At 71.7% G+C, this 24268-nt stretch carries 22 protein-coding genes; 3 read left to right on the top strand and 19 right to left on the bottom strand.

All coding sequences use genetic code 11. The features are described 5' to 3' along the window. Window positions 1-12: 12 nt before the first annotated feature. From ITJ62_RS18530 to ITJ62_RS18590, 13 genes are all read right to left on the bottom strand, one after another. Window positions 13-1467: an LCP family protein gene (locus tag ITJ62_RS18530; RefSeq protein WP_194605308.1), complete on the bottom strand. Its 1455-nt coding sequence runs from the start codon at window positions 1465-1467 to the stop codon at window positions 13-15. 81 nt (window positions 1468-1548) lie between these two features. Continuing rightward, entirely contained in the window at window positions 1549-2706 is a 1158-nt protein-coding gene (locus tag ITJ62_RS18535; protein WP_194605311.1) for a CPBP family intramembrane glutamic endopeptidase, read from the bottom strand. A gap of 74 nt (window positions 2707-2780) precedes the next feature. Further along, entirely contained in the window at window positions 2781-3770 is a 990-nt protein-coding gene (locus ITJ62_RS18540) for a LacI family DNA-binding transcriptional regulator (RefSeq protein WP_191941509.1), read from the bottom strand. Window positions 3771-3857: 87 nt separating this feature from the next. Continuing rightward, window positions 3858-4778, bottom strand: coding sequence for a hypothetical protein (locus ITJ62_RS18545; protein ID WP_197479028.1), 921 nt, complete (start codon window positions 4776-4778; stop codon window positions 3858-3860). Between the two features lie 88 nt (window positions 4779-4866). Next, the gene (locus ITJ62_RS18550; protein WP_370582009.1) at window positions 4867-6276 is read right to left on the bottom strand and encodes an L-fuculokinase; all 1410 of its coding nucleotides are present in this window, start codon (window positions 6274-6276) and stop codon (window positions 4867-4869) included. Between the two features lie 159 nt (window positions 6277-6435). Next, the gene (locus ITJ62_RS18555) at window positions 6436-7491 is read right to left on the bottom strand and encodes a DUF4432 family protein (protein ID WP_194605314.1); all 1056 of its coding nucleotides are present in this window, start codon (window positions 7489-7491) and stop codon (window positions 6436-6438) included. A 55-nt stretch (window positions 7492-7546) separates the two neighbouring features. Then, window positions 7547-8314: an SDR family oxidoreductase gene (locus ITJ62_RS18560; RefSeq protein WP_194605315.1), complete on the bottom strand. Its 768-nt coding sequence runs from the start codon at window positions 8312-8314 to the stop codon at window positions 7547-7549. 57 nt (window positions 8315-8371) lie between these two features. Then, window positions 8372-9118 carry an SDR family oxidoreductase gene (locus ITJ62_RS18565; RefSeq protein ID WP_194605318.1) on the bottom strand — a complete coding sequence of 249 codons (747 nt, stop codon included), beginning with the start codon at window positions 9116-9118 and terminating at the stop codon, window positions 8372-8374. After that, entirely contained in the window at window positions 9115-9957 is an 843-nt protein-coding gene (locus ITJ62_RS18570; protein WP_194605321.1) for a class II aldolase/adducin family protein, read from the bottom strand. Before ITJ62_RS18570 ends, ITJ62_RS18565 begins: the two co-directional genes overlap by 4 nt. Next, the gene (locus tag ITJ62_RS18575) at window positions 9954-11435 is read right to left on the bottom strand and encodes a rhamnulokinase family protein (protein ID WP_194605324.1); all 1482 of its coding nucleotides are present in this window, start codon (window positions 11433-11435) and stop codon (window positions 9954-9956) included. The genes ITJ62_RS18570 and ITJ62_RS18575 overlap by 4 nt, the downstream gene beginning before the upstream one ends. Continuing rightward, window positions 11432-12436, bottom strand: coding sequence for a 1-phosphofructokinase family hexose kinase (locus tag ITJ62_RS18580; RefSeq protein WP_194605327.1), 1005 nt, complete (start codon window positions 12434-12436; stop codon window positions 11432-11434). The genes ITJ62_RS18575 and ITJ62_RS18580 overlap by 4 nt, the downstream gene beginning before the upstream one ends. After that, window positions 12433-13218, bottom strand: a complete 786-nt coding sequence (locus tag ITJ62_RS18585; protein WP_194605330.1) for a DeoR/GlpR family DNA-binding transcription regulator — start codon at window positions 13216-13218, stop codon at window positions 12433-12435. The genes ITJ62_RS18580 and ITJ62_RS18585 overlap by 4 nt, the downstream gene beginning before the upstream one ends. Further along, a complete protein-coding gene (locus ITJ62_RS18590) occupies window positions 13215-14804 on the bottom strand; it encodes an FGGY-family carbohydrate kinase (RefSeq protein WP_194605333.1) in 1590 nt (529 codons plus the stop codon). The genes ITJ62_RS18585 and ITJ62_RS18590 overlap by 4 nt, the downstream gene beginning before the upstream one ends. A 132-nt stretch (window positions 14805-14936) precedes the next feature. On the opposite strand from ITJ62_RS18590, the gene ITJ62_RS18595 reads away from it, so the two are divergent. Together ITJ62_RS18595 and ITJ62_RS18600 are read left to right on the top strand one after the other, a co-directional pair. Continuing rightward, the gene (locus ITJ62_RS18595; RefSeq protein ID WP_194605335.1) at window positions 14937-15707 is read left to right on the top strand and encodes a DeoR/GlpR family DNA-binding transcription regulator; all 771 of its coding nucleotides are present in this window, start codon (window positions 14937-14939) and stop codon (window positions 15705-15707) included. A 55-nt stretch (window positions 15708-15762) separates the two neighbouring features. Continuing rightward, the gene (locus ITJ62_RS18600) at window positions 15763-16581 is read left to right on the top strand and encodes a class II fructose-bisphosphate aldolase (protein ID WP_194605338.1); all 819 of its coding nucleotides are present in this window, start codon (window positions 15763-15765) and stop codon (window positions 16579-16581) included. A gap of 38 nt (window positions 16582-16619) precedes the next feature. On the opposite strand, the gene ITJ62_RS18605 is transcribed toward ITJ62_RS18600, so the two are convergent. From ITJ62_RS18605 to ITJ62_RS18630, 6 genes are all read right to left on the bottom strand, one after another. After that, the gene (locus ITJ62_RS18605) at window positions 16620-16919 is read right to left on the bottom strand and encodes a hypothetical protein (RefSeq protein WP_194605341.1); all 300 of its coding nucleotides are present in this window, start codon (window positions 16917-16919) and stop codon (window positions 16620-16622) included. A 123-nt stretch (window positions 16920-17042) separates the two neighbouring features. Then, on the bottom strand, window positions 17043-18038 hold the full coding sequence (locus ITJ62_RS18610; RefSeq protein ID WP_056013014.1) for an ABC transporter substrate-binding protein: 996 nt from the start codon (window positions 18036-18038) through the stop codon (window positions 17043-17045). Window positions 18039-18109: 71 nt separating this feature from the next. Further along, window positions 18110-19195 carry an ABC transporter permease gene (locus ITJ62_RS18615; protein WP_194605344.1) on the bottom strand — a complete coding sequence of 362 codons (1086 nt, stop codon included), beginning with the start codon at window positions 19193-19195 and terminating at the stop codon, window positions 18110-18112. Then, entirely contained in the window at window positions 19192-19953 is a 762-nt protein-coding gene (locus tag ITJ62_RS18620; protein ID WP_079707372.1) for an ATP-binding cassette domain-containing protein, read from the bottom strand. The genes ITJ62_RS18615 and ITJ62_RS18620 overlap by 4 nt, the downstream gene beginning before the upstream one ends. 130 nt (window positions 19954-20083) lie before the next feature. Beyond that, on the bottom strand, window positions 20084-21178 hold the full coding sequence (locus ITJ62_RS18625) for a class I mannose-6-phosphate isomerase (RefSeq protein WP_194605346.1): 1095 nt from the start codon (window positions 21176-21178) through the stop codon (window positions 20084-20086). Beyond that, entirely contained in the window at window positions 21175-22212 is a 1038-nt protein-coding gene (locus ITJ62_RS18630) for a LacI family DNA-binding transcriptional regulator (RefSeq protein ID WP_159879498.1), read from the bottom strand. Before ITJ62_RS18630 ends, ITJ62_RS18625 begins: the two co-directional genes overlap by 4 nt. Window positions 22213-22568: 356 nt before the next feature. Between ITJ62_RS18630 and ITJ62_RS19410 the strand changes: the two genes are divergently transcribed. After that, entirely contained in the window at window positions 22569-23777 is a 1209-nt protein-coding gene (locus tag ITJ62_RS19410; RefSeq protein WP_194605350.1) for an HAD-IA family hydrolase, read from the top strand. Window positions 23778-24268: the final 491 nt, after the last annotated feature.

The raw sequence follows: 24268 nt of genomic DNA on the forward strand, positions 1-24268 counted from the left end.
CGACGCCCCGCGTCAGCCGCAGAGGTCCGCGGCGGCGTTGCGGGACTCGACCTCGACGGGCGCGGGCGCGGCAGGCGGGGTCAGTGAGGCGAAGTCGTCGCCGATGACGAGCACGACGTCCTCCTCGTCCGGCCCCGGTTCGCCGCTGACGACGATCGTGATCCCCAACTCCTGGGCGAGGGAGGCGGCCGTCGCCCGCGCCGCGTCCGAGTCGCGCGCGAGCAGGACCGTGACCGGGGTGTCCGTCTCCGCGTCGCCGATCGACGCGACGGTGTAGCCGAGGGCGGTCAGTCGGTCGGCCGTCGCCGTCGCGACCCCGTTCGTCTGCGAGCCGTTGAGGACGCTGACCGCCTCGACCCGCACCGGTTCGACGGGGGCGACCGGCTCGGCGGGAGACGCATCACCGGTTCCCGCGATCGGCACCGGGACATCGGTGGCGAGGCTCGAGAAGACGATCGCCGCGTCATCACTCGGGACGACCCGGTTGGCGTCCGACGGCGCCTCGGTCCACGGCATCGTCAGGAAGGTGATGGCCGACGCCGGCACCTGCGAGACCCGGTGGGCGAGCGAGGTCAGGCTCGCGAGGTCGCCGAGCGCGGTGTCGACGGTGAGCGAGGAGGTGACCGCGTCCAGGAAGCGGATGAGGCGGTCCGGCCGGGTGAGCACCTCGGCACTCAGCGCCCGCTGCACGATCGCGGACATCACCATCTGCTGATTGCCGAGGCGGGAGATGTCGCTGCCGTCACCCACCGCGTGCCGGGTGCGGGCGAGCGCGAGCGCCTGCGTCCCGTCGATGACCTGCGCTCCTGCGGGTAGCGCGAGGTTCGAATAGGGGTCCTCCATGTCCGCCGGCAGACACACCGCCAGCCCGTCCATGCCGTTGACGATCGCCTGGAAGCCGCTGAAGTCGAGCTCGACGAAGTGGTCGATCGGCACACCGGTCATCGCCTGCACCGCGGCGACCGAGCAGGCGGCACCGGAGTTCAACGCCGCGTTCACCATGCCGTAGTCGTCGGGCGTCCCCCGCCCGGTGTCCGTGCACATCGACAGGTCGGTCAGCGTGTCACGAGGGATCTGCATCGCGTCGATCCGGGTGTTGCCCTCGGACACGTGCACGAGCACCATCGCATCGCTGCGCTTGGTACCGGTGTCCTCGCCGTAGTCGCCGACCGCGAGGTCACGACTGTCGGAGCCGAGGAGGAGGACGTTGATCGCCGGGTCCGGTGCGCCCGGCTGCGCGGGCTCGGTCGAACGTCCGGTCGGGGCGGCGATGGCCTCGGAGCTGAGGTTGCCCTGCAGCCGCAGTGCGAGCGCACCGACACCCCCGAGGAGCGCGAGCACGAGGCCGCCTGCGATGCCGACGATGAGGCGCCGACGGCGGACCCGTGCGCTCACCCCACCGCCGTGACGGCGAGCGTGGGCGGCACGTGGGCGGACGGATGCCTCGGGGAGATCGGGTCTGCGCATCGTCCCAGTGCACCAAGCGTCGAAGCGGCGGACAAGCAGCCTGCCCGGTGCGACTCATACGCGGCGCGCATGCGTCGGAGATCAGCTCACGGGCGAGGCGACCTCCGAGCCACGCAGCCCGGGCACCGCACGCGTGCCGAACTGGCCGGTGACGACCAGGATGAGCGTCGTCGCTGCGAGGAGGATCCAGCCCGGCCAGCCGAGCAGGGTGCCGAACACACTGCCGGTGTCCTGCATCGACGTCGGGCTGGCGAACAGCAGCAGTGCCCCGACGGCGGCGTTCACCGCGCCGTGGGCGATCACCGCCGGCCACACCGAGGCGGAGCGGAGTCGCAACCAGCCGATGAGGACGCCGAGCAGCATGCACCAGCCCACCATGAGGAGCAGGCCGAGGACGTCGGTCCGCTGGTAGTTGTAGCCGAGGAGGATGAGCGGTGCGTGCCACACGCCCCAGATCGCCCCGGAGAGCAGGAGGGCGGGCCACGTGCCGAGCGGCAGGAGGTTCGGCAGCAACCAGCCGCGCCAGCCGAGTTCCTCCCCGAACGCGGACAGCGATGCCACCAGGACGCCGAGGGGCAGGGTGAGGAGCTGGACCAGGGCTACCGTGGTGAGGTCGTCCCGCCCGAGCTCGCCGGCCCCCGAGGCGGTCATGATGGCGGCGAGACCGGACAGGCCGACGAGGTCGAGCTCGATGAGCCCCAGGGCCTGCCCGAGCAGCATGGAGCAGAACGCGAGGACGGGGAACCCGACGAGCGCCGCCGCACAGAGCCCGAGGGTCCGGCCGAGGGGACGCAGCGGCGCGAGTCCGAGCAGCCGCGGGATGCTCCTCGGGCGGGCGACGAACAGCACCACGACGAGCGCGGCGATGGTCGGGGTGTACATCATGCCGAGGGCGATGAGCTGGAACCAGGGGTTCGCGAGCCCCTCGCCCGACAGCCACAGCGGTGCGGCGATGAGCCAGGCGAGGCCGACGGCGAGCACGGCGAAGACCGTGACGGCGATCCACGGGACCCTGACGGGCAGAATCGGGGCCAGCTCGCGGTTGCGCCGGCGCTGGCGGTCCGCCGCCGACTCCGGCTGCTGCGCGAGCACGGCGCGCCCGGCGGCACCGATCACCGGAGCCGCGGCCGGTGCTGGTACCGGCGATCCGTCGGCGACCGGCGTCCGGATCGGCCCTGGCGCGGGCTGCCCGATCGGTGCCCAGCCGCCCTCGATCGGTGTGTCGTCCGGTCGCTGCATGTGATCCCCCGTGGTCGCGAACAGCTTCCCACGCTACGGAGCGACGGCGCGGGGCGCATCCGCCGCCCGGGGGATCACGCGGTGAGGTGACAGCCGCAGGACTCCCGCAGGAGGAGACCGACGGGGACGACGGTGCTGCGCTCGTGCTCGCCGTCCGCGTCACCGAAGCGGGCGAGCGCCCGGGTGGCGGCCAAGCGGCCCAGGCGTGCCGGGTCCTGTTCGATGACGCTGACCGCCGGATCGAGCTGGTCGGCCATCGGGAAGTCGCCGAAGCCGAGCGAGGCGATCCCCCGCGAGCGCAGCGCGGGGACGAGCGCCATCGTCACGCGCGCGTTCGCCGAGAACAGGGCCGTCGGCGGGGAGGCGAGGGCGAGGAGACCGTCGACCACGGCGGCGGCCGGTTCGCGGTCCGTCGCGTCGAGGCTGACGAGGGCGTCGTCGAGGTCGATCCCGCTCTCGGCGAGCGCCGAACGGTAGCCCTCGAGTCGGCGACGGGTGCTCGGCGGGTGTGCCGAGTCGGCGATGAAGGCGACCCGGGTGTGCCCGTGCTCGAGCAGGTGCCTCGTCGCGAGGTAGGCGCCGCGGTGGTCGTCCTCGACGAAGCTGTCGGCGTCGAGTCCACCGGGGGCGCGGTCGACGAACACGATGGGCGTGTGCTCGGCCCACGGCGCGAGCCACGACTGGTCCTCCGCGACGGGCGCGAGGACGAGCCCCATGAGCTGCGAGCGGAGCAGCGAGTCGAGCACGGCACGCTCGCGCGCCGGGTCGTCGCCGATGCTCGTGACGAGGGTGGTGATGCCCGAGACCGAGCAGACCTCCTCGACGGCTCGGACGACCGCGGCGAAGAAGGGGTCGACGACGTCCGGGACCGCGACGCCGACGGAGGAGGACCGCCCGGCGCGGAAGGTGCGCGCCAGGACGTTCGGGACGTAGTTCAGCTCCCGCATGGCCGATTCGACCCGCGACCGCGTCTCCGGGAGCACGTGCGGGTCGTCGTTGAACACGCGGGAGACCGTCTTCGAGCTCACCCCGGCGAGGGACGCCACGTCCTGCATCGTGGCCATGGCTGCTCCTCGGGTGGTTCCACCTGCGTGGCGTGGTCGGATCGGGCTGGTTCGCGGGCGGCGACCGAGGACGCCGCCCGCGATCCGTCAGCGACCGGCGAGCGCGGTCTCGATGACCTGCTCGAGCTCACGGAGGCGAGGCAGCGCACGGTTCGTGAGCAGTTCCTCGCGCTTCGCCGACGAGATCGAAAGGCTATCCTTCCACAGCGAACGACCGGCCATCGCGCCGCCGGCACCGTTCTCGACCGCGGTGCGGACCTGGCCGACGAAGGTCTCGTGGTCGACGCCGGCGGAGAGCACGGCCCACGGCACACCGGCGGCGGCCTCGGTCACGGCTGCGGCGGCCTCGGCGGAGCCCGGGTACTGGAGCTTCAGGACCTTGGAACCCGCGGCGACGGAGATCTCCGCGGCACCGCGCACGAGCTCGGGGAAGATCTCGGCGTAGGCCTCGTCGCTCTCGCCGTCGAGCTGGTAGACGAGGATCTCGACGATGAGCAGCACGCCCTCGGCGGTGCACTCCTCCACGAGGCGGGCGATCTCGTCGATGACGACCTGCTCGGCCTCGCGCTGGTCGGAGCGCAGGTAGAAGAGCATCTTGGCGGCGTCGCCACCGAGTTCGCGGACCCGGCGGGCGTCCATGCCGGGGACGTACTTCGTCCGGCGCAGACCGTTCTCGGTGTCGAAGCCCGAGGAGTCCATGCCGACGACGAGACCGGTCGTGCGGGAGAGGGTGCGCTCGTCGACGACGAGCGGGAGGGCGACCTCCGGGTCGAGGAGGATGGCGGGTGCGTGGTTGCCGAGGAACCGGACGAGGTCGCTCTTGGCCTCGGCGAGTTCGTCACGGCTGATGCCGGCCGCGCCGTTCGGGGCGTCGGTCATGACGGCCTTCATGCCGTTGCGCTGGTCGCCGGCGACGATGAGCATGCCGCCGCCCGGGGTGCTGATCGTGGCCATGGCGCGGCGTTCGAGCGTCGTCAGCTCGTTGGTCCTGGTGGCTACTGCGTTCATGAGGTGCTCCTTGTGCTTCGGATGGGGTCTGATCCCGGCAGCGGTCGCGCCGGGGAGGATCGGTCTGGGTCGTCGGGTGGTCGGTCGGTCAGGGATGTGATCGGGAGGTGGCTGGTTCGAGGAGGGCCCCGGCGAAGACGGCTGCGCCGTACGCGGTGTCCTGGGACCGGTGCGACACCTGCACGCCGGGCAGGACGGCCGCTCGGGCGCGTTGCACGGACCGCATGCTCGCCCAGCCGCCGGTGAGCAGCGCCGAGGTGGCCGGCGCGACCTCGCGGTCCATCGCCGCGATGAGCACGGCGAGTTCGTCGTTGCCGTGCCGGAGCACCGCTTCGAAGACCTCTGCCGGTCCAGCGCCGTCGGCACGGACCGTGAGCTTGAGGACGCCGTCGTCGTTCCGGGCGCCCGCGACCGAGACGTCGCCGTCGCCGAGCAGGCCGCCCGCCGGGAGCGCCATGACCTCGTCGTCCAGGCGGTCGCGCCCTGCGCGGTCGGTCACCCCGACGAGCTGGAGGGTGCGACGCATGAGCAGACCGGTCTTGACCCCGGCGACGAGCACCCAGGTACCCGGCACGACGTGACGGACGCAGTTGATGAACGCCTCGGCGAGGCGCTCCCGGGCGGCGAACGGGAGTGGTTCGTCGAGGCGTCGCAGCAGGACCTCGGCCGTGCCCATCGAGACGTGGTACCGCTCGGCGGGGAACGAGCCGGTGGAGACGGCCGACACGAGGTGGTCGTGGCCGGCGACCGTCAGGGCCGCACCGGAGAAGACCGCCGGCACCCACGGGCTGCTCGCGGCGCCGAGCGGGGCACCGGCGTCGGTGAACGGCGGGAGGAACGACGCGTCGACGCCGAGGTGGTCGAGCAGTTCGGGCCACGGCTCACCGGTGTCCTGGTCGAGCAGGCCGGTGCGCGACGAGAGCGAGTACTCGGCTGCCTCCTCGCCGCCGAGGGCCGAGACGAGGTACTCCGGCAGGTTGAGCCAGCGCGTTCCGGCGAGGTCGAGTCCGGCGTCACGGAGGTGGAGGAGCTTGATGACCGAGACCTGCACGCCGAGCGGCAGGCCGGTCCGACCGGCGAACTGCTCGGCGATCTCGGCCGGGAGGGCCGCGAGCTGTTCGGCGCCGCGCGGATCGAACCAGGCGATGGCGGGCGCGACGGGCCGGCCGACGGCGTCGAGGACGATCCCGGACTCCCCCATGCCGGAGACGGCGAGGGCCCGGACCCGCGCGGCCGGCCCGAACCGGTCGACGAGTTCCGCACCGACGTGGTCGAGGAGCTCCCGGACGGTGGCGATGAGGGACGCCGCCTCCATCACGGTCGTGCCGCCAGGACCGGCGAGCCACGGGGTGGGCAGCTGGTGGATGAGGACCTCGGCGCCGTCGGCGTCGGTCACGAGGATCTTGACGCCGGTGCTGCCGAGGTCGAGGCCGGCGACGAGTCGATCCGAGGCCACGGAGGCGACGGCGGTCGAGTCGAGGTTCGCAGCAGGGTGCACGGCGGTGTCCGTTCAGGTTCCGACGTCCGTGTCGGCTTCCGACGATGACTCCATGTCATCGATGTCATGGCGAGCATACCTCGTTCATGTCATCGATGACATACCCCAGCGTGAATTCTTCGGAAACCGGGTACCTGACGGTGGCGGAGGCCGGTGGGCTCAGTCGCCGAAGTCGTCCACCGCCGGCTCGAACACGATCTCGAGGTCGACTTCGAACAACTCCCCGGGCTCCACGATCCGGCCCGCCTTCCCGCGATCCGGACCGGCCGCGTGACTCGGCCAGCAGGTGCCGGGTTCGATGCCGAGGGCGTACGACCCCGCGGCCGTGCTCCGCCACACCGTGAGGAACGGCAACTGCTCCGGCCGGAACCGGACCGTGACCGTGCCTGCCTCGCCCGACAGGGTCGCGATGGACCAGCCGTCGGGCCCGGCGACCGCGTCGAGGGCGTCGACCTGCTCGTCGGCAGCCGGTTCGGGCTCGCCGATCACCCGCCGCCAGCCACCGGCGTCCGGGCGTTCGGACCCCGCCCCGCCGGGGACGTCGGCCTCGGCCGCCACGACGGCGCCGCCGTGCAGCACCGGCCAGCCGAGGTTCACGTGGTAGAGCAGGCGCACCGGCTCGGCGACGAACCCCTCGTTCCGGACGACGTCGTGCAGACGGATCCGCGCGACGCCGACCTCGGCTCGGATGCTGCGGGTCACCGTGAGGTTCTGCTGGAACACGGCGCCCTCGCGGAGCAGGCCGTCGACGAGGAGCTCGTACCGGCCCGCCGCGGTCCATCGCCCCTCGCGGCGGGTCACGGTCGCCGGGATTCGATGCGCCCGACCGTGCATCCCACCGTCCGCCTCCGCGGCCACGCCGACCGCGGTGAGCCCGCAGGTCGTCAGCAGACCGCCCTGCCAGCGACGGGCCCAGCTCTCAGCCTGCGGAGCGGTCGTCGGCGCGACGAACGACACGACCTCGCCGTTCCAGGAGGCCTCGCCGAGGTCGAGGAACTGGTCGACCTCGACCGTGACCTCGAGTCCGCCGAGGTGGCGCAGTTCGATCTGGCGCCGGCCCGTCGACGGCCCGTCGTCGACGCGGACCGCACGCGGAGCCCACGCACGCTCGACGGCACCGGATCGGGCTTCGACGAAGCGTCGTCGCCGGGCGCCCCACACGGCGTCGCGGTCGGCCTGGTCGTCAGGCGTCTGTTCGGGCGGCGTCGTCGTCATGGCGGGTCCTCGGGTCGGTGTGGTCGAGTCGAACGGTTCGGCGGGTGGGGACGGCTCAGAGGGCGGTGTAGCCGCCGTCGATGACGAGGCTCTGGCCCGTGAGGTACGAGGAGGCGTCGGACGCGAGCAGCAGGACGAGCCCGTGAAGGTCCTCCGGCTGGCCCATCCGGCCCGCCGGGATGTCCGCGGTCCACTCGGCGGCGAGGTCGGGGTTCGCCTCGGTGAACTCGCGGGTCATGTCCGAGAGGAAGTACCCGGGGGCGATCGCGTTGACCCGGACGCCGGAGGGTGCCCACTCGACCGCGAGTGACGAGGCAAGGTGACTGACCGCCGCCTTCGAGGCGTTGTACGAGGCCTGGAACTGCGGCTGGTTCACGATGAACGCCGACATCGACGAGATGAAGACGGCCGAGGCGGGCCGACCCGCCGCGATGGCACGACGGGCGAAGGACTGCGCGGCGAAGAAGGTGCCGTCGAGGTTCACGGCGAGCACCTTCCGCCAGGTGTCCGCCGGCACGTCGACGCTGTCGCCCCAGATGGTGATGCCCGCCGCGGTCACGAGCAGCGACGGCGCGCCGAGCGCGGCCTCGGCAGCGGAGAAGGCGGCCTCGACGGCGGTGGCGTCGGTGACGTCGACCGCATGCGCCGAGGTGCGGACGCCGTACTCGGACGCCAACCGCTCGGCCGACTCGTGGACGGTCGGCAGGAGGTCGAGCAACGCCACCTGGACGCCCTGTGCGGCGAGCGCCGTGGCGATCGAGTAGCCGAGCCCGCGGGCCCCACCGGTGATGACGGCCGTGCGGCCGTGGAGGTCTGAGAACATGTGCGGTCCTTCGATCGGGGCGGGCTGGTGGAGGTGTCGTCGGGCGACGCGAGTCGCTCAGATCTCCTGGTCGGTGGGCAGGATGACGAGGTCGCGGATGGTGACGTGCCGGGGCCTCGTGAGCATGAAGAGCACGGCGTCGGCGACGTCCTCGGAACGGATGCCGGTGCGGGCGGCGATCTGGTCCTCCACCCCGGAAGCCCCCTCGGCGATCCCCCACAGTTCGTTGAGCACGACGCCGGGGGCGACCGCGCCCATCCGCACCCCGGATCCGACGAGGTTCCGCCGGGTGGTGTGGACGAACGACTGCATGGCGTGTTTCGTCGCGGAGTAGACGGGCTCCCAGTGGATGTCCTGGTGACCGGACACCGAGCTCGTCACCAGGACGTCGCCCGCGCCCTGTTCGACCAGGTGCGGCAGCGCTGCGCGAACCGTCGCCATCGCTCCGAGGACGTTGACGCCGACGAGCTCCTCGATCGCGGTCATCGGGGTGTCGACGACGTCACCGCCGACGTAGAGGCCTGCGTTGGCGAGGACGATGTCGAGGCGTCCGAAGGCGGCGAGCGCCAGGGCGACGGCCTGCTCGGACACGGCGGGGTCGGCGAGGTCACCCGCCAGGAAGACGCTCGGTGTCGGCAGGGCGTCGGCGACGCCCGAGAGTCGCTCGGTGGAGCGTCCCACGAGCACCGTGCGCACCCCGGCACCGGCGAGCGCCTGGGCGTACGAGCGGCCGATGCCCGAGGACGCTCCGGTGATGATCGCGACCTGCCCGGTGAGGTCGATGACGCTGGTCGACACGCTCATGTCGTGGTCCTTTCGTGCGCCGTCCCGGCGCGGTCGGTCGTGGATTCCTGCGCGGCGAGCGCGGCTCGACGCAGCAGTTCGTCGGGTCTCGTGTCGATGCGGGCGACGGCCTCGTCGCTCAGGTACACCGGCCCGCCGGCGGCGAGTGCTCCGAGGAGCACCTGAGCGACCTTCACGGCCATCTCGGTGATCCGGAGGACCTCGGCCGCACTCGATCCGAGGGCGAACATCCCGTGGTTCTGCAGGTACACGACCTTCGGCACCCGACCGGTCGTGGCGAGCTGCTCGCGCAGCAGCCGACGGACCGTGCGGGCGAGCTCGAGCCCGGGGTCGACGTACGGCACGAGCAGCGGATCGGTGCCGAGGACCACGATCTGGTCGGGGAAGAGCGAACCGCGGGTCAGGGCGTCGGCCGACGGCGAGCAGAGCAGCGCGTTGACCGGCACGGGATGGGTGTGGCCGACCGCGACGACGCCGGGCAGGTCGAGGCAGACGGCGTGGAGGATCGCCTCCACCGAGGGGCGCCGACCGTTCCCCGCGAGCGCCGCGGCATCGAACAGCGCGGCCACCTCGGCGTCGCCGCCCGCGTCCGAGTCGACGAGGTCGAGCACCGGTCCGATCGCGAGACGGACCGCGTCGTCGGCGGTCGCCACGGCCATGGACGCGCCGCTGGCCTTCACGAGCATCGCCGGATCACCGTCGTCGGTCAGGAGCAGGGAGGTGTTGCCCTCCGCCAGGAGCGCCCACGCCCGATCGGGACGGCCGAGGTCGCGCGAGAAGGTGACGAAGCGGTCGAGGAGGTCCGTCTCGGTCTCCGGTTGCTCGATGCGGTCGGTCATGTCGGTGTCCGCTCATGGTCGTTGTCATGGTCGTGGTCGTCCTGGCCGTGCCGGTAGACCGCGTCGAGCGACGGCGCGTGACCGGCCGCGACGAGTTGCACGGCCAGATTGCCGAGCGCCGAAGCCTCCGCCGGGCCCGCGGTGACCGGAAGCCCGGTCCGTGCCGCCGTGCGGGCGCAGAGGAGTCGGTTGCGCGATCCGCCGCCGACGATGCGGACCGAACGGATCGTCACCCCGGTGATCGCCTCGCAGGCCCGGACCGTCTCGGCGTAGGCGACCGCGAGGCTCTCGACCACGCTGCGCACGGTGTCGCTCCGTCCGCCCGGTGGACGCTGTCCGGTCTCCCGGCACAGCGTCGCGATGCGTTCCGGCATGTCCCCCGGGACGAGCAGCCGTGGGTCGGCGACGTCGAACACGGCGGGCGTGACGTCCGTGGCCGCGTCCTGTTCCGCCTCCGACACGGCCGCCACGAGTTCGACGAGGTCGACCGCGCTCCCGTCCTCGGCGGACCAGGCGCGGGCGCACTCCGTGAGCAGCCACATCCCCGCCAGGTTGCGGAGGAGCAGGGAGGAACCGGCGACACCGGCCTCGTTCGTGAAGCCGGCGGTCCGCGCGTGCTCGGTGAGCACCGGCGCCGGCAGACATACCCCGACGAGGGACCAGCTGCCACTCGAGACGAGGAGCTCCGCACCGTCCGGGCGGGCGAAGGCGAGCGCGGACGCGGTGTCGTGCTCCGCGACGCGGTGGACGGGGATCGGCATGCTCGACCCGAGACGCGCGGTGACCTCCGGCGTCGTCGGGCCGGCGACCGTCCCCGGTGCGACCACCGGCGGGAAGTCGAAGCCGTCGAGACCCCAGCGACGGATCAGCTCCGCCGCCCAGTCGCCGGTGCCCTGATCGAGCAGCTGTGTCGTCGAGGCGATCGTGCACTCCGCTCCGACGACGCCTGTGAGCAGCCACACCCAGAGGTCCGGGACGAGCAACACGGTCGGGCGATCGCCGTCGGCTCGGCGCGCGTCGAGCTCCTCGGCGCGGGACCGTAGCTGGTACGAGGTGTTGATGGTCTGCTCCAGCACGCCGGTCACCGCGTAGGCCGTCGCTGCGTCGACGAGCACGGCGGCGCGGGCCGGTCCGTCGGCGTCGGCGCCGCGGTGATGCGGCACGGTCGGGAACGCCGTACCGGTGCCGACTCCCACGAGCGCGACGTCGACGCCCCAGCTGTCGACCCCGATCCCGTCGAGCACACCGCCGGCGGCCGCTACGATCCGGACGGCCTCCGCGAGCCCGACGAGGGTCTCCTCGAACAGGCGCTCCGCATCCCACCGGAGTCGACCGTCCCGCGTGATCGGGCCATTGGGGAACCGGTGCACCTCGGTGAGCGTCAAGCGGCCGTCGGCCCAGCGGCCGAGCACCACGCGACCGCTCGACGCACCGAGGTCCACGGCGGCGTGGAAGCGTGGAACGGCCTGATCGATCATGGCGTCGTCGTCTCGTCGCGTGGCGGCGTGGCCGGTTCGCTCAGCGGCGTCGTCGGGTCGGGGTCCTGGACGGCGACCGGTGTGGTCAGCGCCTCGAGGGAGGTGAGGATGGTCGTCGCGCTCGACACGGCGAGCGCACCCCAGGCGGCGGCCGACGCGACCGCGGCCGCCGGGTCGTCCCGTCCGTCCTCGCCGTGGAGTCCGACGAGGAATCCGGCCAACGATGCGTCGCCGGCACCGGCCGTGTTCACGACCGTGGCTGCGACGTGCGCGTGCCACAGCCCCGCGGCGGTGCGGAGGAGCGCCCCGTCAGCCCCCATGCTCACGTAGACGAGGTCGCAGCCGGCACGGTGCAGTTCGTCGGCGGCGGACGCGACATCGCCGATCGTCAGCAGCTCACGGCCGGTGAGCTCGGCGAGCTCGTGCGCGTTCGGCTTGAGCAGGTGGACGAGGTCGAGGTTCGCGACAGCGGTCTCGAGCGCCGCACCCGCGGTGTCGACGGCCACGCGCGCTCCCCGGTCACCCGCCTGACGGAGCAACTGGAGGATGTCGACGAGGCCGGTGCCGCCCTGGACCGTCGGGATCGTGCCGGAGAGGACGAGCCAGTCCGCCCCGATCCGGTCGATCTCCGCGCCGGAGGTGGCGACGACGGCGGCCCAGTCCTCGGCGCGCAGCGGGATCGCCGGTTCGTTGACCTTGGTCGTCCCGGTCGCCGCGTCCAGGATGGTCGTGTTCACACGCGTCCGACCGTCGGTCGGGACCACGGCGAGCAACGTCCGGAGTGCCGGGTCGTCGGCGAGGATCCGTCCGTCCGCACCCATCGGCACCACCGCACGGACGGGGAGCGGCGAGAGGGTGACCGCCCGCGCGACGTTGACGCCCTTCCCGCTCAACTCGGTGGACACGCCCACCGCCCGGTTGACGTCGCCGAGTCGGAGCCCGTCGACGCGGTAGGTCTGGTCGATCGCGGCCGCCGGCGTGACCGTCACGATGCCGCTCATGCGTCCGCCCCGACCGTCTCGACGCGGACGCCGGTCGCGAGGAGGGCGTCGAGGGTCGGTTCGTCGACGCCCTGATGCACCACCGCCACGTCGAGGCGGGCGGCCGGGACGGAGGCCGCGAGGCCGTCGGCACCGAACGTCGCCGGGTCGCCCAGGAGGATCGTCTTGGAGGCCAGCTCGACCGCCGATGCGACGACCGCCGCCTCCTCCGGCGAGGCGTGGAGCAGTCGGCCGTCCGCGGAGACACCGAGCGCCTCGACGACCGCGACGTCGAGGCGGAGGCCGGCGAGCTGCTCGCGCGCCCAGGCGCCGGTGAGGACGCCGCGCCCGTCCGCCGTCCCACCGACGAGGTGGACGACGGCCGATTCCTCGGCAGCGGCGGCGGCCAGCGCCACCGGCACCGAAGCGGTCACGATGACGGTCCCGGCGGTCGTGGCGAGACCCGCGGCGAGCGCCTCGCAGGCCGAGCCCGCGCCGAGGAAGACCGCTGAGCCCGGGTCGACCAGGGTCAGCGCCCGCGCGGCGAGCGCACCGGACGCCCCGGAGTCCTGGCCCGGGTCGAGGTCGACCCGCACCGCACCGCCGTGCGCGCGTCGGAGGCGTCCGTCGAGTTCGAGGACGCGGAGGTCGCGGCGGATCGTCTCCTCGGTCACGCCGAGGTCCACTGCGAGCACGCCGACCTCGACCCGTCCGTCCTGGTCGAGTCGGGAGAGGATCTCCCGACGCCGGTCGTCGACCGGGCTGGACGTGGCCGTCCCGCGGCCGCCGACGGACGCGCTCATCGTTCCACCCCGGCACGGTCGTCGCGTTCGGACGTCGGACCGTCGGGGCTCGACTCCTCGGCCCGTCGTCGCCACCAGGGGCCGAGGGCCTCGACGAGCTCGTCGAACGCGGTTCCGACCCCGGCCCAGTACGCGGCCGAGGCGTCCGTCGGCAGGACGGCGGGTGCGTGTCGGACGACGTCGTGCTGGGCCTGTTCCACCGACGGCAGGAGTCCGGTGGCGACCCCGGCGACGATCGCGGCGCCGAGGGCTCCGGCCTCCTCGGAGTCGACGACCGTCACGGGTGCTCGTAGCGCGTTGGCCACGAGTTGCACGTACAGTGGCGACCGCGCGAGGCCGCCGCCGAGGACGATCGGCTCGTCCCACCGGAACCGTTCGCCGAGCGCCCGGGTGTGCCAGCGGTGCATGAGCACGATGCCCTCGAGGGCTCCGCGCAGGACGTGTGCCCGGGTGTGCCAGTCGCGGACGCTGGCGAGGGTGGCCGAGGCTTCGGCGCCGAGCGGCGAGTCCGATTGGAAGGGCAGGACGAGCGGCACCTGCTCCTCCGGAGGAAGTGCTGCGGCCTCGGCGATCAGCGCGTCGCGACCGGTGGCGTCGGTCACGCCCAGGAGCCGGAGCGTCCAGTCGAAGGAGGGCGATGCCGTCGCCGAGGTGGACATCGCGATCCGCAGGTCCGGGGTGATCGAGAGGCGGGACTGCCACCGCGGGTCCACGTCGGGTTGGGTCGTCGTCACGCCGTTGGTGCTGAACGAGCCGGCCACGAGGGCGAGCCGCCCGGGGACGAGCGCTCCCATGCCGATCGACGAGGCCTGCACGTCGTGGAGTCCCGACACGACCGGTGTCCCGGCGACGAGGCCCGTGACCGCGGCGGCCTCCGGGAGCACCGACCCGACGATCGTGCCGCTCGGGTTGATCGGCGGCAGCAGACGGAGCAGTTCGGCGGGCAGGCCGTAGGCGGCGAGGACCTCGGCGCTCCAGGTGGCGGTCCCGACGTCCAGGAAGGAGGCGCAGGCGTCGGAGTAGTCGGTGGAGATCTCGCCGGTGAGCCGCAGGCGGACCACGTCCTTGCAGAAGAGCATCGCGTCAGCCTGCTCGACACGCTCCGGGTCGTGGCGGAGCAACCAGCGGAGGAGGTTGCCGGCGGCGCCCGGCGTCGGCAGCTGTCCGGAGCGTTCGAGCACCACGCGCAGCCGGTCCGGGTCAGCCGCGAGTTCGGCGGCCTCGACGTGCGCCCGGGAGTCCATCGCCGTGATGGCCGGGCCGACCGGCGCTCCCGCGGCGGTCACGAGGTGCAGGCCGTCGCCGTGGCCGGTGATCCCGACGGCGGCGACCAGGGTCGGGTCGACACCCGACGTCGCCATCACCTCCGACACCGCATCGGCGACCGCGGCCCACAGGGCGTCCTGCGACCGCTCGGCGTGCCGGGCGACCGGGCGGTCGACGGGGCTCGCGCGCCGAGCGACCGCGACCGGCAGCAACCGCTCGTCGTGCAGGACGGCCTTGACGGCGGTCTGCCCGACGTCGATCCCGAGCAGGAACCGCGACCCCGACTCGTGGGGTGCGCTGTGCGGCCCGTGCTCAGCCATCGGCGGCCTTCCGTTCGTCGTCATCGTCGTCGTCGGGTGCGCCCGATCATGTTGATCTTTGCACCGATCCCACCGAATCGGAAGGGATATCGGACAGATTCGGATACGCTGGCCGGACCGGACGGAGCAGTCATGTACCCAGCAGAGCGTCACGCCGCGATCCTCGCGGGTGCCCGCGACGGCGACGGCGCCCTGTCGGTCGCCGAGCTGAGCAGCCGACTCGGCGTCACGCCGGAGACCATCCGTCGCGACTTCGCGGTGCTCGAGCGACAGGGGCTCATCCGCCGCCACCATGGAGGCGCGGTCCTCGCCCGGCGACCCGCGTTCGAGCCCAGCCTCCAACGACGCCGCGAGGGCGAGCGCATCGAGCGCGCCGCCGTCGCCCGGCTCGTCGTCGAGCAGCTCCCCGAGGAAGGAGTCGTCCTCCTCGACTCCGGTGCGATGACCCTCGAGGTCGCCGCGCTCCTCCCCCACGCCAGTCGACTCCTCGTGGTGACGAACAGCCTGCCGATCGTCGCCCTGCTCGGTGGCCGGCCGCGACTCACCGTGCTCGCCCTGCCCGGGCGGGTCCGCGCCGTCACCCAGGCGACCGTCGGCACGTGGACCGTCGAACGGCTGTCGGGGCTCCACGCCGACGTCGCCGTCCTCGGCGCCAACGGGGTGGGGCTCACCTCGGGCGCCACGACGACGCTGCCGGAGGAGGCCGAGGTGAAGCAGGCGATGCTCGCTATCTCCAGGCGACGCATCCTCGCCGTCACCGCCGCGAAGTTCGGCACCACCTCGTTCCACCGCGCCGCGGGGCTCGACGAGTTCGACCAGATCGTGACCGATGACGGGCTCGACCCGGACACCGTCGACGCGCTCGCCGAGAGCGGACCCGAGCTGCTGCTGGCCACCACCTGACCATCCCCACCGGCACCGGGTCGATCATCCCGCGTGCACCCCGAGAGGAACCACCATGACGCTCGTCTCCACCGCCGCGCTCCTCGACGCGCAGCGCGCCGTGCTCGCCTTCAACGTCATCCAGCTCGAACACGGCGAGGCGATCCTCCGCGGCGCGGAGCTCGCGGGCCGGGGCGTGATCCTGCAGGTGTCCGAGAACGCGGCGAGGTACCACGGCGGCCTCGCGCCGATCGGGCTCGCGAGCCTGGAGCTCGCCCGCGAGTCCGGCACCGCGACCGCCGTGCACCTCGACCACGCCGAGGACGAGACGCTCGTCGAGGAGGCGGTCCGACTCGGATTCACTTCGGTCATGTTCGACGCGGCGACCCTGCCCGACGAGGAGAACCGAGAGCGCACCGCAGCGGTCGCCCGCGCAGCTCAGGCGCAGGGCGTGTGGGTCGAGGCCGAACTGGGGGCGATCGGCGGGAAGGGCGGCGCACACACGCCCGGCGTCCGGACCGACCCCGGTGAAGCCGTGGCATTCGTCGCCGGTACCGGCGTCGACGGCCTCGCGGTCGCGGTCGGCAGCTCGCACGCGATGACCTCCCGGAGCGCGACCCTCGACTTCGGCCTCATCCGGGAACTCGCGGCAGCCGTCCCCGTCCCGCTCGTCCTGCACGGTTCGAGTGGCGTGAGCGACGAGGACCTCGTGCGGGCGGTGGACGCGGGCATGCGCAAGATCAACATCTCGACCCACATCAACGGCGTCTTCACCCGAGCCGTCCGTGAGCGCCTCGACGCGGACCCGTCACTCGTCGACCCGCGGAAGTACCTCGGCCCGGCACGCGACGCCGTCGCCGCCGAGGTCGCGCGGCTCCTCACCCTCGTCGCATAGGACTCGTCGCCGACCCGACCGTCAGTCGATCGAGTCGTTCACAACCAGTGGACGATGTCCGGGTCCAGGCAGACCCCGCCGAGGCCCTCGGTGGTGGTGACGCCGTCCGCGAACCGGATCACCACGGCCGGTCCCTCCATACGCACGTACTCGGCCCGGAGCCCGAGTCGGAACGGGACGTCGGTCGACGCGGTGACCGCACGGCTCGCACGTTCGGGGACCGTGATGACCAGGCGGTGGGCTCGCCCCGCTGCATCGACGACCTCGGCCTCGATCCGTCCCGGAGCATCGTCGGACAGCCGGCGCACCGCGGTCGCCGCGACGATCACCTGGGTCATGTCGCAAGTCTCGCACCCCGTGGAGGGTGGCGTCGAGGCGGAGCTGCCGGACGCAGCGCGACGGCGCCGGAGCTCGAAGCTCCGACGCCGTCGCGGTCTGGTGGTGCGGGGTGGCCTGAGGGCCTAGCCGCACTTGGACTGGTAGACGGCATCCTTCGCGTCGCCGTCGACGTTGTCCTTGGTGATGATCGTGAAGCCGGTCTCGATCTTGGCCTCGACCTTGTCACCGTTCAGTGCGGCGATCGCCTGGGCGACGCCGTCCTTGCCGATGGTGGCCGGCTCCTGAGCGACGAGCGCCTGGACGGTGCCCTCCTTCAACTGCTTGACCTGGGCGGGACCCGCGTCGAACCCGACGATGGTGACCGAGTCCTCCTTGCCGGCCTGCTTGACACCGGTCGCGGAACCTTCGGCCGCGAACAGGTTCGCTGCGAAGATGCCCACGATGTCGGGGTCCTTCTGGAGCGCCGCGGTCACGATCTCGGCAGCCGTGGACGGCTCGTTGTGGCTGTACTGCACGCCGAGGTCGGTGAACTTGTCATCGCCCTTGACCGCTTCCTGGAAGCCCTCGGCACGGGCGTCCGTAGTCGAGATGCCGGGGTCGACCGAGACCACGAGGACCTTGCCGCCCTCGGGGTGCGCTTCCTTGATCGCGTCGAACGCCGCAGCGCCGCCGCCCTTGTTGTCGCTCGAGATCTGCGAGACCGCGAACGACGGGTCGTCGACGGTGGTGTCGACGAGGACGACCTTGATGCCCGCGTCGGCCGCAGCCTTGAGCGGGGCCTCCATGGCCTTCACGTCGGTCGGGGCGACGAGGATCGCGTCCGGCTTCGAGGCGACGACCGAGTCGACGAGCGGCTTCTGCAGCGTCGGGTCGAACTTCTCCGGACCCTGGGTCGTGACCGTCGCGCCGGCATCCTTCGCCGCCGATTCGATACCGCACTGCATCGAGATGTAGAACTCGTCTCCTGCGACGCCCTGGATGAACGCGATCTTGTAGCCGTCGGAACCTGCGCCTGCGCTGCTGCCGCCCGAGCTCGCGCCACCGGAACACCCGGTGAGCATGAGGCCTGCCGACGCGCCGAGCGCGAGGACTCCGAGAACTGACTTCTTCCACTTCATTGTGATTACCCGTTTCTCTTGAACTGCTGGACTACTGGGATGGTGCGGGGGGGTGTTGATCTGTGTAGGGGTTATTTCTTCTTCCCGCTGACGAGGGCTCGCCAGAAGCTCGTGGATCCACCGCGGGCTGCGGAGGAACGGCGGACCTGGTCGACGTAGACGGCCAGGATGAGGACGGCGCCGACCGCGACCTGCTGCCAGAAGGGCTGCACGCCGGTGATGACGAAGCCGTTCTGGAGGACGGCGGGGATGAACAGGCCGACGACGGTGCCGAAGATCGTCCCGTAGCCACCGAAGAGCGAGGTGCCACCGATGACGACCGCGGCGATGACGTTCAGGTTCGTCTGCGACTGACCGGCGATCGCGGTGGTGCCGAACTGCGACAGCGACAGGATGCCGGCGAGACCCGCGAGTCCACCCGAGATCGCGTAGATGCGGATGAGATGACGGTCGACCTTCACGCCGACGCGTCGTGCCGCCTCCTCGCTCGATCCGACCGCGTAGGTGTACAGGCCGAACTTCGTCTTGTGGAGGACGAGCGCACCGATGATGACGACGACGAGGGCGATGACCGAGATGATCGGGACCGCGCCGAAGATGTTGCCGTACCCGATCGAGTCGGTGAGGACCGAGGGCACCTCGCGGATGTCGACACCGCCGGTGAGGATCTGGGCGAGGCCGAGCGCCATGCCGAGGCTACCGAGGGTGACGATCAGCGGCGGCACCTTCGCCTTGGAGATGAGGATGCCGTTGAACGTGCCCCAGAGGATGCCGACGCCGATCGAGACGATGATGCCGACGATCGCGGTCCCCCAGTCGTCGCCGCCCATGGCCCGCATCGTCGTCGCGGACACGACGCCCGAGAAGACGAGGACGGATCCGATCGAGAGGTCGATGCCGGAGGTGATGATGACGTAGGTCATGCCGACGCCGAGCACCGCGAGGATCGAGGCGTTCTGCACGACGAGCCGCAGGTTGGACAGCTGCGCGAAGGTGTCGGGCGCGATCGCGGAGAAGATCGCGATGACGACGAGGAGGACGATGAAGATCTGGAAGGCCTGGGCCTTGAAGAGCTTCCTGATCGGGGTCTCCCGATCCTTGGCCGTCTCGATGGCGGTCGTCTCCGGCCCCATCTCGGCCTGCTTCACCGCGCTCATGCGACGTTCCTCGTGCTGGCACCGGTCATGAGACCGACGAGTTCTTCCATGTTCGTGTCCTTCGTGTCGACCGTCGCCGCGCGGTGGCCGAGCCGCAGCACCTGCACGCGGTCGGACACCTCCATGACGTGCGGCATCGAGTGGCTGATGAAGACGACCGCGATGCCCTTGTCGCGCACGCGGCGGATCGTCTCGAGCACGTTTTTCGTCTGGCGGACGCCGAGGGCGGCCGTCGGTTCGTCGAGGAAGACGACCTTGTTGGCCCAGTGCACCGCGCGGGCGATGGCGATCGCCTGGCGCTGCCCACCGGACATCGCGCCCACCGGGTCGGTGAGCGAACGGACGGTCGCGCCGAGTTCGTCGAAGGCGTGACGTGACTGCTTGCTCATCTCCTTGACGTTCATGAGGCCGAGCAGCCCACCGAGGCCAGGCCGCATGATCTCGCGGCCGAGGTAGACGTTCTGCACGGGGTCGAGGTGGGGCGCGAGGGCGAGGTCCTGGTAGACCGTCTCGATGCCGAGCGCACTCGACTGCATGGGCGAGGTGAGGGTGATCGGTTCGCCTTCGAACTTGATCACGCCGCTGTCGACCGCGAGGTTGCCGGAGAGTGCCTTGACCAGGGTGGACTTGCCCGCCCCGTTGTCGCCGATGAGGGCGGTGACCTCGCCGGGGTAGACCTCGAAGTCCGCTTCGTCGAGGGCGCGGACGTGCCCGAACTGCCGGGTGAGGCCTCTGGCCTCCAAGACGGGAGTCGTCATGTCGTTCTCGTTCCTTTCCAGCCGGCCCCGGTGGACGGGTCCGGCGTGTGGTGGCTGTCGTACCGCCGTTCGGGGCGGTGGTGTGTGGTGAGCTGCTGCGTGATCGTGGGTCCTGCGTCGAGGGGTGGCGTCATCGGATGCCTCCCGACGCGAGGGTCGCCGGCCAGCCGGCACCGGGGCCGGCGACGAGCACCGTGCCCGAGCCGGTGACGGTCCATGGACCGAACCCGGCCGGGACGGCGAAGACCTCCCCGGCGGAGAAGTCGACGACCTCGGCGCCGGTCTCAGAGACCAGTGCGCCTGCGCCGGTGAGCGCGAGGGCGACCGAGAAGCCGGCGTCCACGGGTGCGCTGCCGTCGGTGCCGGGTGCCACGGCGAAGAGCTGGAAGTAGGGGTCGGCGGCCGCGGGCAACAGCGACACCGGCGCGTCCGTCCGGGCGTCGAGGTCGTGCAGCACGACGAGGTGTTCGATCTCGGATTGCGGGAGCGCCTTCGTCGACACCGCGCCCATCACGGTCTCGAATCCGAGGCCGAGGTGGGACTCGTCGCGCGTCGAGGTCGTGACCGACCACTCGAGGAGGATGGAGAGGTCGGTCGGTTCCTGCACCTCCGCGAGGAAGATGCCGCCGTCGATCGCGTGGGCCGTGCCGGCCGGGACGAGGATGCCCATTCCGCGCTCGACGACGATCCGGTTCATGTGCGACAGCATCCACTCGCTGTCCTGGGCGTCGCGACGACGGTCGAGTTCGTCGGGGTCGACGTCCTCGCTCCATCCGAGGTGGACGGCCGAACCGGGCTCGGCGTCGAGGATGAACCAGGCCTCCGTCTTGCCGTAGGCGCAGTCGAGGTGGGAGGCGGCGAACGCCCGGTCCGGGTGGACGTGGACGGGGAGTCGCTGACGGGCGTCGAGCAGCTTGACGAGGATGCCGGTGTCGGCGGCGTCGGTGCCGTGGTCTTGTCCTGCCCCGGTCCACTGCTGCGGGTCGGCCGCGACGAGGTCGCGGAGGAGGACGCCGTCGACGGTACGGGCGAGGCCGATGGCGCCGCCGGGCTCCTGGTCGGCGCGGCTCACGGTCGCTCCGAGCCACTCCTCCGGCTGGAACTCGCTCTGCTGCTCGATGCCACGCAGGCCGGCGATGCGGTCGCCGCCGCGGTAGAAGTGCTCGATGAGGTTCGGCGCGAGTCGCGTCGGCTGGGCGAGCCTCGTGGGCTGGGTCGTGCTCATGCTGCTGGTCCTCCGACCATGCTCGTGGTGGACGCGGTGCGCGCGTCCACGGTGTGACGCTGTGCCGGGCCGGGGATCTCTCCGGAACCACGCGACACCAGGGAGGTCGGGACGACCCACTCGCGCGGCTCGTCCGCCGGTGATTCGCGCAGCTCGAGGAGTCGCTCGATGGCGGCGGTACCGATGACGAACGGATCCTGGTTGATGCAGCTGACGGCCGGTCGCAGGACGTCGGCGAGGGTGAAGTCGCCGAACGCGATGTGCGCCGTCCCTTCCCGCCCGATGCGGTGCAGGGAGGTCGTCAGACCGATCGCCGCCTTCGCGTTCGACGCGAAGAACGCGGTGGGCGGGTCCTCGAGTCCGAGCAGGCGCTCCGTCTCGGCGGCGTAGTCGAGCGAGCCGTCGATGGTCCAGGAGACGAGCGACGGGTCGAGGTCGATGCCGGCCTCGGCGAGGACGTCGGTGTAGCCCTGGTAGCGCCGACGGATGGTGAGGAAGCGTTCGTCCCGGTCGTAGAAGGCGATGCGGGTGTGGCCGAGCTCGACGAACTGGCGGATCGCGAGCTGGGTGGCGGCGTAGTCGTCGACCACGACGCTGTCGAAGGCGGCGAGCGGACGGTCGACGGCCACGACGGGCGTCACGTTCCGGAACGCCTCGAGGTAGGGCAGCTCCGCGGCTACCGGGGCGATGATGACGCCGGCGACCTGGTGGCCGGCGATGAACCCGGTGAGCTGGTCGCGCTCGCGCCCCTCGTCGAGCCCGGTGCTCGCCACGAGGACGCTGAGGCCCTCCTTGAGCGCGCGGGCCTCGATGGCACTCACGAGCGAGGCGAAGAACGGGTCGGCGAGCGAGTCGATGAGGACGCCGATCGCACCGCCGGTGCCGGACTTCAGCGAGCGGGCGGCCGTGTTGGGCACGTACCCGAGGCGATCGATCGCCTCGAGCACGCGGCTTCGGGTCTCGGGGTGCACGGACGGTTCGCCGTTCACCACCCGCGAGACGGTCTTGATGCTGACGCCGGACTGCGCAGCCACATCCTTGATCCCGGGCGGCCGCATCAGCGGGTCCCCCTGACGGGAAGCGGAACGGGTCGGACGTCGCATCCGGTCCGGAGCGACGGGACGTGCGCACGTGTCCGGATCGGACTGGTCGCGGTGATCGCGGGGTTGCAGGTGCCCATGGGCTCCACCTCCTGACAGCGTTGTCATCGGTCGGGGTGGTGCAGCTGCAGAACCCCGTCGTTCCTTCGTGCGCCTATACTGACCGCAGACCGACAACGTTGTCAAGCAACGTTGTCTGAAAGAGATCAAATTCATTTGGAACTCGCATTGCAGAGGCGTTCAGACCCCTCGGATGCGGGTCGCCACCCCGGAATCATCGAGGAGTCAGCGTGATCGTCGTCGTCGCAGGAGCAGCCGGAAGCGGCAAGACCACCCTCGGACGTGAGCTCGCCCGGGCCCTCCGACTCCCGCTCCTCGACCTCGACACCATCACCAATCCGTTGCTCGACGGTCTCGGCGCGGTGACCGATCCCGACGGCGCCGAACCGCTCCACTGGAACGACGCGAAGCTGCGCCCGGCCATGCGCCCTGCGCGGTACGCGGCCCTGCGGGCGGTCCTCGCCGACCAACGCGACAGTGGTGTCGGCGCGGTGCTCGTCGCACCCTTCACCGCGGAGCTGCGTGGCGGCGCCGAATGGGACGCGCTCGTCGATGCGGCGGGCACCATCCCGAAGGTCGTCTGGCTGCACGCCGATGCCGCCACGCTCGCGGCTCGCCGGGCCGAACGGGGTGCCGAGCGGGACACGCACATCGTGGACCCGTCGACCGACACCCCACCCGCCATCGAGCACCTGTCGATCGAAGCGGCGTTGTCCACGTCGCAGCAGCTCGCCGCCGTCCAACGCGCGCTCGGTCTCGGACGGACCATCGAGGCCTCCGCCCCGATCTTCGACCAGGTCTTCGCTGCCGGGCTCTTCGACCTCGACGGGACCCTCATCGACTCGACGCCGGCCGTGAACCGGTCGTGGGCGCAGCTCGCTCGCGAGTACGGCCTCGAGGGCGACCTGCTCGCCGCGGGACACGGCCAGCCCGCTGCCCAGCTGCTCGCCGCGATCTTCCCGCCCGAGCAGGTCGCCGGAGCACTCGCGCGGATCATCGAGATCGAGGCCGACGAGGTCGCCGACGTCATCGCGCTCCCGGGGGCGGCGGAGGCGCTGGCGGCGCTGGGTGACGACGCGAAGGCGATCGTCACGAGTGGCACGAGACTCATCGCCGGCAACCGGATCGCCGCCGCCGGGCTCGTGCGGCCGGAGGTCGTCGTGACCTTCGACGACGTCACGAAGGGCAAGCCGGACCCCGAACCGTTCCTGCTCGGCCGCACCCGGCTGGGCATGGAGTCGCAGCCGTGCGTCGTGTTCGAGGACGCACCGGCCGGGCTCGCCGCAGCGCGCGCCGCCGGCTGCTGGACGGTCGGCATCGCGGGGACGCACGAGGCGCACGAACTCGATGCGGACCTCGTCATCGACGGCCTCTTCCAGCTGCGGCTCGAGCCGGTCGCCGAGGGTGGGTTCCGGCTCGTCCCGGCGTCGCTCGGCTGAGCGGCACCCCGATCCCGGCGCCTGTCGACGGGCCTCCGGACACCCTCCCCACCGCGCGTCGACAACCGTGCACATGCACTCCCTGAGCCTGTCGAGGAACCCGAGCCAGTTCGCCCAACCAACCTCGGCACCATTCGACGACCGAACGCGGAAACCTGCTCCCTGAGCCTGTCGAAGGGCACCCCGAACAACCTCCCCCACCGCACCTCGGCGGGCTCGGCGACCGCGCCACCGCCGGTCCCTGACCCTGTCGCAGGGCCCACGAGCGGCCTTCCCCACCACGCCGCGACAAGCTCGGCGACCGCGCCACGGCCGGTCCCTGAGCCTGTCGAAGGGCACCTCGAGCAAGCGTCAATTGTCGGATAAACTCCCAGATCAGTGGCTGATTCGGTGCGGGTTCGAATGTCGGTGGTGCGTGTTTGGATGGACCCATGACCAGCACCGCACCGAACCCGCTCGCCGCCGCCGCGGCCGGGTTCGATGCCGTGTGG

It is taken from the genome of Plantibacter sp. VKM Ac-2876 (assembly GCF_015350715.1).
In the GTDB taxonomy this organism is placed as follows: Bacteria; Actinomycetota; Actinomycetes; order Actinomycetales; family Microbacteriaceae; genus Plantibacter; species Plantibacter auratus.

What these genes read in the sequence shown, in the direction of transcription:
- ITJ62_RS18530 (WP_194605308.1), bottom strand. Translation starts at nt 1,467, where the DNA reads ATGCGCAGACCCGATCTCCCCGAGGCATCCGTCCGCCCACGTGCCGCC.
- ITJ62_RS18535 (WP_194605311.1), bottom strand. Translation starts at nt 2,706, where the DNA reads ATGCAGCGACCGGACGACACACCGATCGAGGGCGGCTGGGCACCGATC.
- ITJ62_RS18540 (WP_191941509.1), bottom strand. Translation starts at nt 3,770, where the DNA reads ATGGCCACGATGCAGGACGTGGCGTCCCTCGCCGGGGTGAGCTCGAAG.
- ITJ62_RS18545 (WP_197479028.1), bottom strand. Translation starts at nt 4,778, where the DNA reads ATGAACGCAGTAGCCACCAGGACCAACGAGCTGACGACGCTCGAACGC.
- ITJ62_RS18555 (WP_194605314.1), bottom strand. Translation starts at nt 7,491, where the DNA reads ATGACGACGACGCCGCCCGAACAGACGCCTGACGACCAGGCCGACCGC.
- ITJ62_RS18560 (WP_194605315.1), bottom strand. Translation starts at nt 8,314, where the DNA reads ATGTTCTCAGACCTCCACGGCCGCACGGCCGTCATCACCGGTGGGGCC.
- ITJ62_RS18565 (WP_194605318.1), bottom strand. Translation starts at nt 9,118, where the DNA reads ATGAGCGTGTCGACCAGCGTCATCGACCTCACCGGGCAGGTCGCGATC.
- ITJ62_RS18570 (WP_194605321.1), bottom strand. Translation starts at nt 9,957, where the DNA reads ATGACCGACCGCATCGAGCAACCGGAGACCGAGACGGACCTCCTCGAC.
- ITJ62_RS18575 (WP_194605324.1), bottom strand. Translation starts at nt 11,435, where the DNA reads ATGATCGATCAGGCCGTTCCACGCTTCCACGCCGCCGTGGACCTCGGT.
- ITJ62_RS18580 (WP_194605327.1), bottom strand. Translation starts at nt 12,436, where the DNA reads ATGAGCGGCATCGTGACGGTCACGCCGGCGGCCGCGATCGACCAGACC.
- ITJ62_RS18585 (WP_194605330.1), bottom strand. Translation starts at nt 13,218, where the DNA reads ATGAGCGCGTCCGTCGGCGGCCGCGGGACGGCCACGTCCAGCCCGGTC.
- ITJ62_RS18590 (WP_194605333.1), bottom strand. Translation starts at nt 14,804, where the DNA reads ATGGCTGAGCACGGGCCGCACAGCGCACCCCACGAGTCGGGGTCGCGG.
- ITJ62_RS18595 (WP_194605335.1), top strand. Translation starts at nt 14,937, where the DNA reads ATGTACCCAGCAGAGCGTCACGCCGCGATCCTCGCGGGTGCCCGCGAC.
- ITJ62_RS18600 (WP_194605338.1), top strand. Translation starts at nt 15,763, where the DNA reads ATGACGCTCGTCTCCACCGCCGCGCTCCTCGACGCGCAGCGCGCCGTG.
- ITJ62_RS18605 (WP_194605341.1), bottom strand. Translation starts at nt 16,919, where the DNA reads ATGACCCAGGTGATCGTCGCGGCGACCGCGGTGCGCCGGCTGTCCGAC.
- ITJ62_RS18610 (WP_056013014.1), bottom strand. Translation starts at nt 18,038, where the DNA reads ATGAAGTGGAAGAAGTCAGTTCTCGGAGTCCTCGCGCTCGGCGCGTCG.
- ITJ62_RS18615 (WP_194605344.1), bottom strand. Translation starts at nt 19,195, where the DNA reads ATGAGCGCGGTGAAGCAGGCCGAGATGGGGCCGGAGACGACCGCCATC.
- ITJ62_RS18620 (WP_079707372.1), bottom strand. Translation starts at nt 19,953, where the DNA reads ATGACGACTCCCGTCTTGGAGGCCAGAGGCCTCACCCGGCAGTTCGGG.
- ITJ62_RS18625 (WP_194605346.1), bottom strand. Translation starts at nt 21,178, where the DNA reads ATGAGCACGACCCAGCCCACGAGGCTCGCCCAGCCGACGCGACTCGCG.